Origin of the sequence: Paraburkholderia sp. RL18-085-BIA-A (assembly GCF_046027075.1) — a bacterium.
Taxonomy (GTDB): Bacteria; Pseudomonadota; Gammaproteobacteria; order Burkholderiales; family Burkholderiaceae; genus Paraburkholderia.
Genome location: NZ_JARESU010000578.1, coordinates 1 through 547, shown reverse-complemented (window position 1 = coordinate 547; position 547 = coordinate 1). Strand labels below are relative to the sequence as shown.

General features: G+C 62.9%; 1 protein-coding gene. It reads right to left on the bottom strand.

What is annotated here, in order from left to right:
- Window positions 1-547: IS110 family RNA-guided transposase (locus P0D89_RS53925; protein WP_408379815.1), on the bottom strand; the 547-nt coding region annotated here is incomplete at both ends.

The following is a 547-nucleotide window of genomic DNA, read 5'->3' as shown; positions in this document are numbered from 1 at the left end:
CGATACTCGCAAGCAATGCGCTTGCGGTAGTCGGACCGATACCTCGCAGCTTCATGAGCCGCTTGCTGCGCTCATCGGTGCGTGCAATTTCGCCGATAGCACGGTCGTATTCGGCCAGCCGATCTTCGATGTTGCCGACATGCTCAAGCAAATCGCTGACGCAGCGTCGGACCCAGCCCGGCAATGCGTCCAGATGGGTCCCGATCTCTCTTCGCAAACGCTCCGGGCTCTGCGGCAGCACGACGCCGAATTCGGAGAGCAGGCCGCGCATCCGGTTATAGGCAGCCGTCCGCTCTTCAACGAATCCCTGCCGGGTCCGATGAAGGCAAAGTGTCGCCTGCTGGTGTTCGTCTTTCAGCGGTACAAAACGCATACTCGGACGGGTTACCGCCTCGCAGATGGCAGCCGCGTCTGCCGCGTCGTTCTTGCCGCGCTTGCCGGACATCCGGTACGGCGCCACCAGCTTGGGCGCCATCAGCTTGACGGTGTGGCCGTACTGCTGGAACACGCGGGCCCAGTGATGCGCTCCAGAGCAGGCCTCCATGCC